General features: G+C 57.5%; 13 protein-coding genes. 7 read left to right on the top strand and 6 right to left on the bottom strand.

From position 1 onward, the window contains the following. Window positions 1-11: 11 nt before the first annotated feature. The 4 genes from potA to potD are packed head-to-tail and all read left to right on the top strand — an operon-like array spanning window position 12 to window position 3,840. Window positions 12-1,148: a spermidine/putrescine ABC transporter ATP-binding protein PotA gene (gene potA, locus H7R58_RS09280; protein ID WP_106926386.1), complete on the top strand. Its 1,137-nt coding sequence runs from the start codon at window positions 12-14 to the stop codon at window positions 1,146-1,148. Continuing rightward, the gene (gene potB / locus H7R58_RS09275) at window positions 1,132-1,989 is read left to right on the top strand and encodes a spermidine/putrescine ABC transporter permease PotB (RefSeq protein ID WP_106926384.1); all 858 of its coding nucleotides are present in this window, start codon (window positions 1,132-1,134) and stop codon (window positions 1,987-1,989) included. Before potA ends, potB begins: the two co-directional genes overlap by 17 nt. Next, window positions 1,986-2,792, top strand: coding sequence for a spermidine/putrescine ABC transporter permease PotC (gene potC / locus H7R58_RS09270; RefSeq protein ID WP_106926382.1), 807 nt, complete (start codon window positions 1,986-1,988; stop codon window positions 2,790-2,792). Before potB ends, potC begins: the two co-directional genes overlap by 4 nt. Before the next feature lies 1 nt (window position 2,793). Beyond that, window positions 2,794-3,840, top strand: coding sequence for a spermidine/putrescine ABC transporter substrate-binding protein PotD (gene potD, locus H7R58_RS09265; protein ID WP_182929086.1), 1,047 nt, complete (start codon window positions 2,794-2,796; stop codon window positions 3,838-3,840). A gap of 35 nt (window positions 3,841-3,875) precedes the next feature. Here potD and H7R58_RS09260 read toward each other — a convergent pair whose 3' ends face one another. Further along, window positions 3,876-4,580 (bottom strand): GntR family transcriptional regulator, encoded by a 705-nt coding sequence (locus tag H7R58_RS09260; RefSeq protein WP_106926378.1) that lies wholly within the window; start codon window positions 4,578-4,580, stop codon window positions 3,876-3,878. Window positions 4,581-4,840: 260 nt separating this feature from the next. Here H7R58_RS09260 and H7R58_RS09255 point away from each other — a divergent pair, with 260 nt between their 5' ends. Then, window positions 4,841-6,118 carry a PTS sugar transporter subunit IIC gene (locus H7R58_RS09255; protein WP_106926376.1) on the top strand — a complete coding sequence of 426 codons (1,278 nt, stop codon included), beginning with the start codon at window positions 4,841-4,843 and terminating at the stop codon, window positions 6,116-6,118. Continuing rightward, a complete protein-coding gene (gene bglX / locus H7R58_RS09250; protein ID WP_182929087.1) occupies window positions 6,115-8,337 on the top strand; it encodes a beta-glucosidase BglX in 2,223 nt (740 codons plus the stop codon). Before H7R58_RS09255 ends, bglX begins: the two co-directional genes overlap by 4 nt. A gap of 40 nt (window positions 8,338-8,377) precedes the next feature. On the opposite strand, the gene cobB is transcribed toward bglX, so the two are convergent. Genes cobB through lolC form a run of 5 tightly spaced genes read right to left on the bottom strand, consistent with a single transcriptional unit; the run spans window position 8,378 to window position 13,321 of the window. Beyond that, window positions 8,378-9,199: a Sir2 family NAD+-dependent deacetylase gene (gene cobB, locus H7R58_RS09245; RefSeq protein WP_106926372.1), complete on the bottom strand. Its 822-nt coding sequence runs from the start codon at window positions 9,197-9,199 to the stop codon at window positions 8,378-8,380. 12 nt (window positions 9,200-9,211) lie between these two features. Then, complete coding sequence (gene nagK / locus H7R58_RS09240) at window positions 9,212-10,123, bottom strand: N-acetylglucosamine kinase (RefSeq protein WP_106926611.1); 912 nt, start codon at window positions 10,121-10,123, stop codon at window positions 9,212-9,214. Between the two features lie 60 nt (window positions 10,124-10,183). Beyond that, window positions 10,184-11,428 (bottom strand): lipoprotein-releasing ABC transporter permease subunit LolE, encoded by a 1,245-nt coding sequence (gene lolE, locus H7R58_RS09235; RefSeq protein WP_106926370.1) that lies wholly within the window; start codon window positions 11,426-11,428, stop codon window positions 10,184-10,186. Next, on the bottom strand, window positions 11,428-12,129 hold the full coding sequence (gene lolD / locus H7R58_RS09230) for a lipoprotein-releasing ABC transporter ATP-binding protein LolD (RefSeq protein WP_106926368.1): 702 nt from the start codon (window positions 12,127-12,129) through the stop codon (window positions 11,428-11,430). Before lolD ends, lolE begins: the two co-directional genes overlap by 1 nt. Next, window positions 12,122-13,321, bottom strand: a complete 1,200-nt coding sequence (gene lolC, locus H7R58_RS09225) for a lipoprotein-releasing ABC transporter permease subunit LolC (RefSeq protein WP_182929088.1) — start codon at window positions 13,319-13,321, stop codon at window positions 12,122-12,124. The genes lolD and lolC overlap by 8 nt, the downstream gene beginning before the upstream one ends. Before the next feature lie 174 nt (window positions 13,322-13,495). On the opposite strand from lolC, the gene H7R58_RS09220 reads away from it, so the two are divergent. Beyond that, a complete protein-coding gene (locus H7R58_RS09220; protein WP_106926609.1) occupies window positions 13,496-14,119 on the top strand; it encodes a DUF2238 domain-containing protein in 624 nt (207 codons plus the stop codon). The last annotated feature ends 26 nt before the right edge of the window (window positions 14,120-14,145 follow it).

Here is a 14,145-nt window from a genome sequence, read left to right as displayed (position 1 = left end):
GGTGCGTTTACATGGGACAGAGTAATAAATTGAACACAAAATCGCGTTCGCTGTCGCCGCTGGTCGAACTGGTGGGGATTCGCAAGGACTTCGATGGTAAAACGGTCATTTCGGATCTCGATTTGACCATCAATAACGGTGAGTTCCTCACGCTGCTTGGCCCTTCTGGCTGCGGCAAAACGACCGTACTACGCCTGATCGCCGGGCTTGAAAGCGTTGACGCAGGGCAGATCCACCTGGAAAACCAGGATATCACCCGCGTTCCGGCCGAAGATCGCCACGTTAATACCGTATTTCAGAGCTACGCGCTGTTTCCGCATATGACCGTTTTCGATAACGTCGCGTTTGGCCTGCGTATGCAGAAAACGCCGGCGAGCGAAATTGCGCCACGCGTGCACGACGCCCTGCGGATGGTACAGCTGGAAGAGTTTGCCCAGCGCAAGCCACACCAGCTCTCCGGCGGCCAGCAGCAGCGCGTCGCCATCGCCCGTGCGGTAGTCAATAAGCCAAGCCTGCTGCTGCTCGACGAATCGCTCTCTGCGCTTGACTACAAGCTGCGCAAACAGATGCAAAACGAACTGAAGGCGTTGCAGCGTAAGCTCGGTATCACCTTCGTGTTCGTTACCCACGATCAGGAAGAAGCGCTGACGATGTCCGACCGTATCGTGGTCATGCGCGACGGCAAAATCGAGCAGGACGGTACGCCGCGTGAAATCTACGAAGAGCCGAAAAACCTGTTTGTCGCCGGCTTTATTGGCGAGATCAACCTGTTCGATGCGACCGTGATCGCGCGTCTTGACGATCTGCGGGTACGCGCCAACGTCGAAGGCCGTGAATGCAATATCTACGTCAACTTCCCGGTTGTTCCGGGACAAAAGCTCAACGTTCTGTTGCGCCCGGAAGATCTGCGCGTCGAGGAGATCCACGACGGCAATGAACTGGAAGGACTGATTGGCTACATCCGTGAACGTAACTATAAAGGGATGACGCTGGAGTCGGTCGTTGAGCTGGAAAACGGCAAGATGGTGATGGTCAGCGAGTTCTTTAACGAAGACGATCCGGACTTTGACCACTCGCTGGACCAGAAAATGGCGATTAACTGGGTCGAAAGCTGGGAGGTCGTACTGGCTGATGAAGAGCACAAGTAAATTCCAGAATGTGGTGATTGCCACAATTGTCGGTTGGCTTGTGCTGTTCGTGTTCCTGCCCAACCTGATGATCATCGTCACCAGCTTCCTGACCCGTGACGATGCCAACTTTGTTCAGATGGTGTTCACGCTGGACAACTATACGCGTCTGCTCGATCCGCTCTACGCGCAGGTGCTACTGCACTCGCTGAACATGGCGGCCATCGCCACGCTGGCGTGCCTGGTACTGGGCTATCCGTTTGCCTGGTTCCTGGCCCGGCTGCCACAGAAAGTGCGTCCGCTGCTGCTGTTTCTGCTGATCGTGCCTTTCTGGACCAACTCGCTGATTCGCATCTACGGGCTGAAAATCTTCCTCAGCACCAAAGGCTACCTCAACGAATTTCTGCTGTGGCTTGGCATCATTGATACGCCAATGCGGATTATGTTCACCCCCAGCGCCGTGATCATCGGCCTGGTGTACATCCTGCTGCCGTTTATGGTGATGCCGCTCTATTCCAGCATCGAAAAGCTCGATAAACCGCTGCTGGAAGCCGCTAAAGACCTTGGCGCCAGCAAGCTGCAAACCTTCATTCGCATTATTATTCCGCTTACCATGCCGGGTATTATTGCGGGCTGTCTGCTGGTGATGCTGCCGGCGATGGGCCTCTTCTACGTCTCCGATCTCATGGGCGGGGCGAAAAACCTGCTGATTGGTAACGTCATTAAGAGCCAGTTCCTCAACATTCGCGACTGGCCGTTCGGCGCGGCCACCAGCATAACGCTGACGGTGGTGATGGGGCTGATGCTGCTGGTGTACTGGCGCGCGTCGCGCCTGCTCAATAAAAAGGTGGAGCTGGAATGATAGGTCGACTGCTGCGCGGCGGCTTTATGACCGCCATTTATGCGTATCTTTATATTCCGATTATCATTTTGATCGTGAACTCGTTTAACAGTTCGCGTTTCGGGATCAACTGGCAGGGTTTTACCACCCAGTGGTACAGCCTGTTGATGAACAACGATAGCCTGCTGCAGGCGGCCCAGCACTCGCTGACGATGGCGATTTTCTCCGCGACCGCCGCCACGCTCATCGGCTCGTTAACCGCCGTGGCGCTGTATCGCTATCGCTTCCGCGGTAAACCGTTCGTCAGCGGCATGCTGTTCGTGGTGATGATGTCGCCAGATATCGTCATGGCTATCTCGCTGCTGGTGCTGTTTATGCTGCTTGGGATCCAGCTCGGCTTCTGGTCGCTGCTGTTCTCCCACATCACCTTCTGCCTGCCGTTCGTGGTGGTCACCGTCTTCTCCCGTCTGAAGGGCTTTGACGTACGCATGCTGGAGGCGGCAAAAGATCTGGGGGCCAGCGAGCTGACTATCCTGTGGAAAATTATTCTGCCGCTGGCGATGCCGGCGGTGGCGGCGGGCTGGCTGCTGAGCTTCACCCTGTCGATGGATGATGTCGTGGTCTCGTCGTTCGTTACCGGGCCCAGCTACGAAATTCTGCCGCTGAAGATTTATTCAATGGTGAAAGTCGGCGTGTCGCCGGAAGTGAACGCGCTGGCAACGATTCTGCTGGTTCTGTCGCTGGTCATGGTGATTGCCAGCCAGCTGATTGCTCGTGATAAAACCAAGGGCCTGAAGGTCAGGCGCACAACTCAGGGGACGTAAAATGATGAAATGGTCACGCCACCTGCTCGCGGCAGGTGCTTTAGCGCTCGGCATGAGCGCAGCCCACGCGGACGATAGCAAAACGCTGTATTTCTATAACTGGACGGAATACGTTCCGCCCGGACTGCTGGAACAGTTCACCAAAGAGACCGGCATCAAGGTTATCTATTCGACCTACGAGTCGAATGAAACCATGTACGCCAAGCTTAAAACCTATAAAGACGGTGCCTATGATCTGGTGGTGCCGTCCACCTACTTTGTCGACAAAATGCGCAAAGAAGGGATGATTCAGAAGATCGATAAAACCCAACTGAGCAACTTCAGCAATCTTGACCCAGAGATGCTCAACAAGCCGTTTGACCCGAACAACGACTACTCTATTCCGTACATCTGGGGCGCAACGGCGATCGGCGTCAACAGCGATGCCATCGATCCGAAAAGCGTCACCAGCTGGGCCGACCTGTGGAAGCCGGAATACAAAAGCAGCCTGCTGCTGACCGACGATGCGCGCGAAGTGTTCCAGGTTGCTCTGCGCAAGCTCGGCTACTCTGGCAACACGACGGATCCGAAAGAGATTGAAGCCGCCTATAACGAGCTGAAAAAACTGATGCCGAACGTTGCCGCGTTCAACTCCGACAACCCGGCGAACCCGTATATGGAAGGCGAAGTTAACCTCGGTATGGTCTGGAACGGTTCGGCGTTCGTGGCTCGCCAGGCGGGCACGCCGCTGGAAATCGTGTGGCCGAAAGAAGGCGGTATCTTCTGGATGGACAGCCTGTCGATTCCGGCCAATGCCAAAAATAAAGAGGGCGCGCTGAAGCTGATTAACTTCCTGCTGCGCCCGGACGTGGCAAAACAGGTTGCGGAAACCATCGGCTACCCGACGCCTAACCTGGCGGCACGCAAACTGCTGAGCCCGGAGGTGGCCAACGATAAGTCGCTCTACCCTGACGCCGAAACCATTCAGAAAGGCGAGTGGCAGAACGACGTCGGCAACGCCAGCGCGCTGTATGAACAGTATTATCAGAAACTGAAAGCCGGACGTTAAGCGTCCACGCGTCGGGACACCGTGCGTCCCGACGCTCACCTCACCCGCGGGTAGAAATAGCGCACCCGAAATTCATCGTTATTGTTATACAGTACCGAATAGTCGAGCGGCCTGCCCGAGGGTTCCACGGCCTGCGTTTCGATACGAATCACCGGGTCCTTTTCGCTCAGATTGAGCATCCGCGCCACGTCTCGGCGAGCTAAAGTGGTAGAAAACGTCTCGTAACAGCCGGCGATGGTAATACCGCACTCTTGTTCGAAGAAGTCGAACTTTGAGTGGTTCATGTGCTCCAGCGTCAAACGAGGAAAACGCAGCGCCGACAGCCAGGTTTCCTCCAACTGCATTGGGGTTTTATCCATAGTGCGAATCCGCTTCACGTGGAACAACGGCTCACCCGGGTCACACTGTAGCCAACCGGCAATATTCTCCACTGCCGGGATCACCTCAAAGCTCAGCACGCGGCTGACCGCCGGTTTGCCTTGAATGCGGGCAATCTCGCTAAACCCCATAAATCCATTCAGCCAGGCCACCGTTTTTTTGTGGCGAATAATACTGCCAGCGCCCTGCCGTTTTTCAATAATACCTTCCGCTTCCAGCACCGCCAGCGCTTTACGCAGCGTATTTCGCGACACCTTGAAATGCGCGGCGAGCGATTTTTCCGCCGGTAGCGCATCGCCCTCCCGCCGGTTCGACGTATCAATATATTCATTTATTAAATGGACAACCGAACGGTAAATCATGGCAGCCTCCCTGCGGTTCAGAGAAACAGCATAACGCGATTTCCCCGGATTGCCAGCACGCAAAGGCACCACTAAGGAACACGTTTTTTCATCATTATTTCAATAAGATAAATAATGATTACGCACCATTCCCGCCTACCTATTCCTGTCTGGCGATGTAAATGGACACGTCAGCGCAGAAAAATATTGATGGACTTAACATTATCCCGAGCCAATTAAAACAAAAATACCCGACGACCTGACCACTTATCATTAACCTCATGAATAAATTAGAAAAAACCTTTCATAAAATAAATCCTCTTATTGTCTGGCTCGGGAAAAGCCCATGGCTACAGGCCATCTCTATTTCAATGGTTTCTACCGTCGCAATTACGCTCATCGGATCGCTCAGCGTGCTCCTGATGGTGCTGCCTATCGACAGCGTGCATCAATTTTTTGTCAGCAGCAGCATGATGCCGGTGTTTAACAACGTCACGACCAGCACGCTAGGCATCCTGGCCATTTACGTTACGTTCTTCATGGCGCGCAACCTGGTCCGGCAGTACAACGTCGACACGGACAGTACGCTGAGCGGCGTGGCGGCTGTCATGGCCTTTTTAATCGTGACGCCGATGGCGGACGAAAGTGGCGCAATTACCGCTATTCCCCTGACCTGGCTCGGTGTACAGGGTGTTTTTTCCGCGATGCTGATTGGCCTGGGCGTCGGGCGTCTGTTTATCTTTACCATCCAGCGCGGCTGGACGCTGCGTCTGCCAAAAGGCGTGCCGCCGATGATTGGCCGGGTGTTCGAAGGCCTGTTTCCGTTCGTGCTGGTGGGTATTGTGTTTCTGCTGATTAACCGCCTCTTTGTGGCAACACCGTGGGAAAACATTCACCAGTGCATCTATACCCTTATCCAGCAACCGCTGAAAGGGCTGGGCGGTAGCCTCTGGGCGTTCCTGCTGGTCACGCTGGTCATGCAGCTGATGTGGTTTCTCGGTATTCACGGCACCAACGTGGTGCTGCCGCTGGTGACCCCCATCTGGCTGGCGATGGATCTCGAAAACCTTGACGCGTGGCGTAACGGTCTGGAAATGCCCAACGTGCTCGGGCTGGCGTTCTTTAACATCGTGACCTGGAGCGGGCTGGCGCTGGGGCTGGTACTGTTGATGTGTCTGTCAAAAAGCAAACAGTTTAACCAGATGGGCAGGCTGGCGCTGATGCCCGCGCTGTTCGGCATCACCGAACCGGTGATCTTCGGTACGCCGCTGGTGATGAACTACCGCCTGATGGTGCCGTTTGTGACCAACAACGCCATCGCCATCGTCATTGCGTGGCTGCTGATCAAACTGGGGCTGGTGGCCAAAATCGTGGGGGCTCAGACCCTCTTTGGCCTGCCGGTCGGCTTCTTCGCTGCGGTAGGCGGCGCGACATCAATTATCGCCCTGCACCTGTTCCTGCAGCTGATTCTTTCGCCGCTGCTCTGGTATCCGTGGTTCAAAATGGCCGAGCGCGCCGCGCTGGCGGCAGAACGCAACGCTGACCAGGAGGCCCAATGACCTCCCTTCACGCGCTGCTGGCGCAGATGACGCTGGACGAAAAAATAGGCCAGCTGGTGCAGCTGTCCGGGGAATTTTTCCTTGATGAGCCCCAGCTGACCGTGGGGCCGAAGGCGAAGCTGGGTATCGCGCAGGCGGTGGTGGATAACGTCGGTTCGGTGCTGAACGTCTCCGGTGCGGTGAAAACGCGCGAAATCCAGCGCAAACACCTGCAAAACAGTCGGCTAAAGATACCGCTGCTGTTTATGGCCGACGTGATTTACGGCTACCGGACGATCTTCCCGATCCCGCTGGCGCTCGGCTGCAGCTGGTCGCCCGCGCTGATCCGTCAGTGCTGCGTCGTGGCGGCGAGAGAAGCCGCCAGCGCCGGTAGCCATGTGACCTTTGCGCCAATGGCCGACCTGGTGCGCGATGCTCGCTGGGGTCGCTGCATGGAGTCAACCGGCGAAGATGTGTTTCTGAACACACAGTACGTGCGCGCCAGCGTTGAGGGTTTCCAGCAGGATATGCCCACGCAGCATGGGTTGGCCGCCTGCGTGAAGCATTTTGCCGGCTACGGCGCGCCGATCGGCGGTCGCGACTACAATACCGTCGAGCTGTCGCACCAGAGCCTGTTCGAAGACTATTTCCCGCCCTTCCAGGCCGCCATTGACGCGGGCTGCGAGATGGTGATGACGTCCTTCAACACCGTTGACGGCGTTCCCGCCACCGCCAACCCATGGCTATTGAAAACCCTGCTGCGCGAGCGCTGGGGGTTTCAGGGGATCACCATTGCCGACTATGCCGCCGTGAAAGAGCTGATTGCGCACGGCGTCGCGGCCGATGAACAGGACGCCTGCGCGATCGCGTTCAACGCCGGGCTGGATATCGACATGAAAACCGCCTGCTATGCCAACGGCCTGAAGCCGCTGCTGGCGGCCGGAAAAATCAGCGAACGCGCGCTGGATGACGCCGTCCTGCGCGTGCTGCGGCTGAAGCAGAAGCTGGGGTTATTCGACGATCCGTATCGCGGCGTCACCCCCGAGGGCGAGCAGCGCTGCTGCTATCACCCGGAGCATCTGCGCCTTGCCCGAGAGACGGCGGGGAAATCGCTGGTGGTGCTCAAAAACGATCGTCAGACGCTGCCGTTTAACCCAGCGACAACGCGCGTTGCGCTGATTGGCCCTTATGCCGACAACCCGGATATCTTTGGGCTGTGGGCCGTTTACGGCGAGAAATCGCGCTGTACGACGCTTAAGACCGCGCTGCAAGAGACCATCCCCGACGGCAACCTGTGCGTAACGCCGGGCTGCGACCTGCTGCTGGACTACGGTTTTCTCGGCGAATTTGGCGCAACGCACCAGGTAGAACAAACCCGCTGCCTGACCGATAACGAGCGAGCACAGGAGCTTGAGCGCGCGCTGGACTACGCGCGTCAGGCCGATGTGGTCCTGCTGGCGATGGGGGAACATATGATGCAGAGCGGCGAAGCCGCCAGCCGCACCGACCTGCATCTGCCCCGCCACCAGGTCGAATTTATTCAGCAGATCGCCGCCGTGGCAAAGAAAACCGTGCTGATCCTGTTTAACGGCAGACCGCTGGTGCTGACCGACGTTGTCGACCACGTTGACGCCATCGTCGAGGCCTGGTTCCCCGGCATTGAGGGCAGCCACGCGCTGGTCGATGTACTCAGCGGCAAACGCAACCCTTCCGGACGGCTGTCGATGAGTTTCCCTTATGCCAACGGCCAGGTGCCGGTCTATTACAACGCGCTGAATACCGGCCGACCGGCGCATCAGTCCGACCATAGCCCGCGCTTTCTGTCCAAATATCTGGACTGCCCGAACGCGCCGCTGTTTCCCTTTGGTTTTGGCCTATCGTGGCACGAGACGCGCCTCAGCGATCTTCACGTGACGCCCCGTCTGCTGCCCGGAGGGACGGTCATGGTGAGCGTGGCAGCTCACAATACGTCTGACGTTGACGGCCTCGAAACCCTCCAGTTGTATCTTCATGATTGTGTCGCCAGCATCGCCCGCCCCGCCCTGCAGCTGAAAGGCTTTACCCAGGTGATGCTCGCCGCGGGTGAAACGCAGGTGGTTCACTTTGAGATAACGCCGCACGATCTTGGCTTCTACGATGCCGAAGGCGATGTTCGGCTGGAGTACGGCAGGTTCAGGGTCTTTGTCGGCCTGAACAGCGCATCACTGCTGGAGGGAGAATTTTACTACGCAGAAAGTTAATTTTCGGGCGCCCGGCGAGTTGTCGCGGGCGCCCGAACGTTTACAGCGATTTCAGCAGCGCGTCGACGTAGGCTGGGACCACTTCGCTCGCCAGACCGTAATGCTTCTCCTCAAACTCGCTGCCCACCTGGCTCGGTTCAAGATTCAGCTCAACGGTATGCGCACCGTGCAGCTTCGCCTCGTGCACAAAACCCGCCGCCGGGTAGACGTGGCCAGAAGTGCCAATAGCGATAAAAATATCGGCCATCGACAGCGCAAGATAGATATGGTCCATCTCGAACGGCATCTCGCCAAACCAGACGATATGCGGGCGCAGCGGCGCCGGGAACTGGCAGCAGTGGCAGCGGTCCTCCACCGTTAAATCCCCCGGCCAGTCGAACACCTGGCCGCTTTGGGTACAGCGCACCTTCAGCAGCTCGCCGTGCATATGCAGCACGTTGTGATTGCCCGCGCGCTCGTGCAGGTTATCGATGTTCTGCGTCACCAGCATAAAGTTCTCGCCAAGCGCCGCTTCCAGCCGGGCCAGCGCCAGGTGCGCCGCGTTGGGCGCAATCTCCGGCTGCTGAAGCTGGCGACGACGGGCATTATAGAAATGTTGCACCAGCTGCGGATCGCGCGCGTAGCCTTCCGGCGTCGCCACATCCTCAACCTTGTGTTCTTCCCATAAGCCATCCGCCGCGCGGAAGGTCCGAATACCCGACTCTGCCGAAATCCCCGCGCCCGTAAGCACAAGTACTCTTGGTTTATCCATCTGTTCTGGCATCACCCTGTCCGTGAAAAAAATACGCTGGCGCAGACGCTGGCGCAGTTGACGTTTATTCCGACGGAAACGGCTCAATCGATGTAAGCGGCGCGACTGCATATCTACTCCATGTTAGTTGGTCAGATGAAGGAACGCAGCGCCGCGCATTCCCCCTGCATCGCCGTGGCGCGCGCGTTCAATACGCGGCGTGCGGGCTACAGGCAGTAAATGACGCGGTAGGCGGTGCGCTAGTCCATCGGCGATCGCTGAAAAGTTTGATAGCCCACCGCCGAGCACCAGCAGATCCGGGTCGACAATGGTCAGTATATTGCCCAGGCAGACGGCAAGCAGATCCAGGTAGCGTTCAACGTGTTCACGCGCCTTTTCATCTCCCTGCTGCCACAGGGCCACAATCTCCGGTGAAGTGAGCGACTGTTGATAAAAATGGTTATACAGCCAGGCAAACCCGCGACCGGATAAATAGTTTTCAATGCAGCCAAGCTGGCCGCAGCCGCAGCGGACGAGCGGAAAATCACGCCCCACGACTTCCAGCGCATCGACCGGCAGACGAATATGGCCAAACTCGCCGGTGATATAGCTATGCCCGGTAATCGATTTACCGTTCTGTACGATGCCGCCACCCACGCCGGTGCCGAGAATCAGCCCCATCACCAGCGGGTACTGGGTAAACTCGTCGTCCCAGGCCTCGGAGATGGCAAAGCAGTTGGCGTCGTTGTCGAGCCGTACGTCACGTTCCAGTAGCCTGCTCAGGTCCGCGCGCAGCGGGCGTCCGGTCGCCGCTGGCACGTTCGCCGCGTACAGCGTACCGTCTTCGGTTTCCGGCATACCGGGAATACCGATACCGACAGAGCCCCGGCAGTGAAAGCGTTCGTCAGCCTCCGCCACCAGGCCGGTCACCGCCTCAAGAAAGCGTTCATAGCTCTCTGTCGGCGTCGGAATGCGTTTTTCCCACTGAAGCTGGCGCGATGAATCAAATACGCCCAGCGCGATTTTGCTGCCGCCAATGTCAAATCCATAATGCATCATGATCAATTCCTCTAACTGACGCACGCAGCAGCAACGCCGCGTGGTCAGGACGTCAAATTACTGGCCACTCAGCACCCTCGCAGGGTCGATACGGCTGGCGCGGCGGGCGGGATACCAGCTTGCCAGCAGACTCAGCAACAGTGCCGTGACCAGCACATAAACGACATCCAGCCAGTGCAGTTCAGACGGCAGGAAGTCGATAAAATAAATGTCACCCGACAAGAATCGGTGACCAATCAGTTTTTCAATCACGTTAATAATGCCGGTCAGATACAGGGATGCCAGCACCCCGATAACCACACCGCAGATGCTGCCCAGCAAACCGGCCAATAAACCATACCACACGAAAATTGCGCGAATCAGCCCGTCTTTGGCACCCAGTGTGCGCAGCACCGCAATATCGCTACTTTTATCTTTAACGGCCATCACTAACGTCGACACGATGTTGAAGCAAGCCACACCTATCACGAGTACCATCGCCAGATACATGATCGCACGGATCATCTGGATATCGCGGTACATATAGCCGTAGGTGCCAATCCAGCTTTTGATATAGACGTAGTTATTCGTCACCTCGCCCGCGTCGCGCACCAGTTTATTGGCGTTAAACACGTCGTTCACTTTGATGGCGATACCGGAAATGCTCTCGCCCATATCGAGATACTGCTGAGCATCCTGGAGCGGGATCATGGCGAAGCTATGGTCAAGCTGGCCGCTCAGCTGCAGAATGCCGGTCACGTGCAGACGCACGCGTTTTGGCTGCAGCAGCTTGTGTTCAGGGTTGGAGTTGGGGATCATTATCGATACCCAGTCACCGGCTTTGACCTTTAGCGCATCGGCAACGCCTTTGCCGAGAATAATTTGCTGTTCACCGGCTTTAAAGTTGGCCCAGGCATCGGCCTGCACAAAGCGCGGTAGCGCGCTCAGTCGGGTTTCCTGCTGTGGATCCACGCCTTTAACCTGAATCGCGCGCAGATTGCTGCCGCTCTCCACCAGACCGGTAAAGTTGATGTACGGCGCGGCGGCCTCAATGCCCCTCACCGCTTCAACTTTCGGTAACACGCTCTGCCAGTGGTTCCACGGCTGGTTGACCGCCTCAATTTCGCCGTGCGGTACCACCGCCAGAATGCGGTTGTTCAGCTCGCGCTCAAAGCCATTCATCGCGCTTAGCCCGACGATCAGTACCGCTACGCCCAGCGCAATGCCAACGGTTGAGATAACGGAAATCAGCGACACCATGCCGCTGCGCCGACGCCCGCGGCTAAAGCGCAGGCCGATCAGTAACGACAGCGAAGGAGCCATTAATGCGCTCCCATCAGGGTCAGTTGGTCGCTCAGGTGGCCGTCGCGCATCTCAAGCTGACGCCCCATACGTTTCGCCAGCTGCAAATCGTGGGTCACGACGAGAAAAGCGGTGCCCTGAGACTGATTCAGTTCGCCAAGCAGTTTGAAGATGCTATCGGCATTTTTGGCATCCAGGTTGCCGGTCGGCTCATCCGCCAGCACCAGACGCGGGTTATTGACCAGCGCGCGGGCGATCGCGACGCGCTGACGTTCGCCGCCGGACAGCTCCGATGGACGATGGCTGGCGCGATGCGCCAGGCCGACCGCATTGAGCATTTCCAGCGCGCGGGTGTTAATTTCTGCCGCTTTTTTCTTGCCAATCAGCAGCGGCATCGCCACGTTTTCAAGCGCCGTGAAGTCTGGCAGCAGGTGGTGGAACTGGTAAATAAAGCCGAGCTTCTGGTTGCGCAGTTCGGCTTTTGCCGCCGACGACAGTTTGCTCATCGGCTGGCCGCTGAAAATCACATCACCGCTGGTCGGCGTGTCCAGGCCGCCCAGCAGGTGCAGCAGCGTACTTTTGCCCGAGCCGGAGGTGCCGACAATCGCCATCATTTCCCCCTCGCCGACGCTGAAGCTGACGTTGTGCAGCACGTCAGTCTGCACCGAGCCTTCCTGATAGCGTTTGCACAGGTTGTCGCATTGCAACAGGATCTTATTCATAACGTAAAGCCTCAGCGGGTTGGGTGGCGGCAGCGCGCCAGGAAGGGTAAAGCGTTGACAACAGCGCCAGGGCCATCGCCACCAGCGCAATCACGATAACCTGCAGCGGCTCGATGGCAACCGGCAGCGCCGCGCCGTCGAGGAACGCACCGATAATCGGCATTAAATTATTGAGCTGGCTGGCCAGCAGCACGCCAAGCACCGCGCCTAACAGTGCGCCGATAATACCCGCGCTGGCCCCCTGCACCATAAAGACGGTAAGGATCTGCCGCGGCGTCAGGCCCTGGGTTTGCAGAATAGCCACTTCGCCCTGCTTCTCCATCACCATCAGCCCCAGCGAGGTAATGATGTTAAATGCGGCAACGGCGACGATCAGGCTGAGCAGCAGGCCCATCATGTTTTTTTCCATGCGCACGGCCTGGAACAGCTCGCCTTTACGCTCGCGCCAGTCCTGCCATTTGGTGCCTGCCGGCAGCGTTTGCTGGCTAAGGGTGTCGACCTGCAGCGGTTTATCCAGCCACAGACGCCAGCCGGTGATGTTGCCCAGCGGGTAAAGCATCAGGCGCGAAGCGTCCTGAATGTTGACCAGCATCTGGTAACCGTCGACCTCACTGTTCGCCGCAAAGGTGCCAATTACCGTGAACAGACGCTGACTCGGCAGACGCCCCATCGGCGTGAACTGGCTGGCCGAAGGCACCATCACGCGGATTTGATCGCCGCGATTCACGCCCAGTTGGCCTGCCAGCTGTTCACCCAGGATCACGTTGTATTTGCCCGGCGCCAGGTCGGTTTGCTTAACGTTCACCAGATATGGCGTCAACGGATCTTTCTGCGCAGGGTCAATGCCCAGCATCACGCCAACCGACACGCTGCGCGCGCTTTGCAGCACGACGTCGCCGGTCGTCAGCGGTGCCACGCGGGTCACGCCCTGTAGCTTCACGCTATCCTGCGGAATTTTTTGCGGATTGAGTGAGCCCTGATCGGCGCTCAGAATGGCCTGCGGCATCAGCCCCAGGATGTTGTTTTGCAGCTCGCGTTCAAAGCCGTTCATCACCGAAAGTACGGTGACCAGCGCCATCACGCCAAGCGTAATGCCGATAGTTGACAGCCAGGAAACAAAGCGACCAAAGCGGTCCGCTGCTCGCCCGCGCATGTAGCGCAGGCCGATAAATAGTGCGACAGGTTGGTACATGTAATCCGTCTGGTTGCTGATAGCAGAAGCACGAGTATATAAGCGAAAGCAGGATGGGTAAATGACTGAACCGTAAGCGCAAGGTTGACAATTCTCCGCCGGGCGGCGACAACGTTGAAATTTTCGCCGTAACGGTTAATAGTGATGTTTTCCCTTATTAGCCGTGAATTCATGATGATCCGCACCGTTCCCCCACAGATATTAGCCGCTGGCGCCCTGTTGCTGAGCCTGTTCTTACTGTATACCGGCGTCAGCGCCGCAGAAAAAGTGACCTGGCTGATGGAGGTGACGCCGGTGATAATTGTGGTCCCGCTGCTGCTGTTAACGGCAAAGCGCTACCCGCTGACGCCACTGCTGTATCTGCTGATTTTCCTGCATGCCGTCATTTTGATGGTCGGCGGCCAGTATACCTATGCGAAAGTCCCGCTGGGGTTTGAGGTGCAGGAGTGGCTGAGCCTGAGCCGTAATCCCTACGACAAACTCGGCCATTTCTTCCAGGGGCTGGTACCGGCGCTAGCGGCGCGCGAAATTCTGCTGCGCGGGCACATTGTACGCGGTGAAAAAATGCTGGCGTTTCTGGTGTGCTGCGTGGCGCTGGCGATCAGCGCCACCTACGAGCTGATTGAATGGTGGGCGGCGCTGGCGATGGGGCAAGGCGCGGACGATTTTCTTGGCACTCAGGGTGACCCGTGGGATACCCAGTCGGACATGTTCTGTGCGCTGCTGGGCGCATTGACGACGGTGCTGCTGCTGGCGCGCTGGCACAGTTGCCAACTGAAATCTGCCGGATGGCGTTAGCGCTTATCCGGCCTACGGGATCGAGT

Origin of the sequence: Klebsiella sp. WP4-W18-ESBL-05 (assembly GCF_014169075.1) — a bacterium.
GTDB lineage: Bacteria > Pseudomonadota > Gammaproteobacteria > Enterobacterales > Enterobacteriaceae > Kluyvera > Kluyvera ascorbata_B.
Note: the sequence above shows the minus strand (reverse complement) of the source record. Positions and strands in the feature narration are given on the sequence as shown.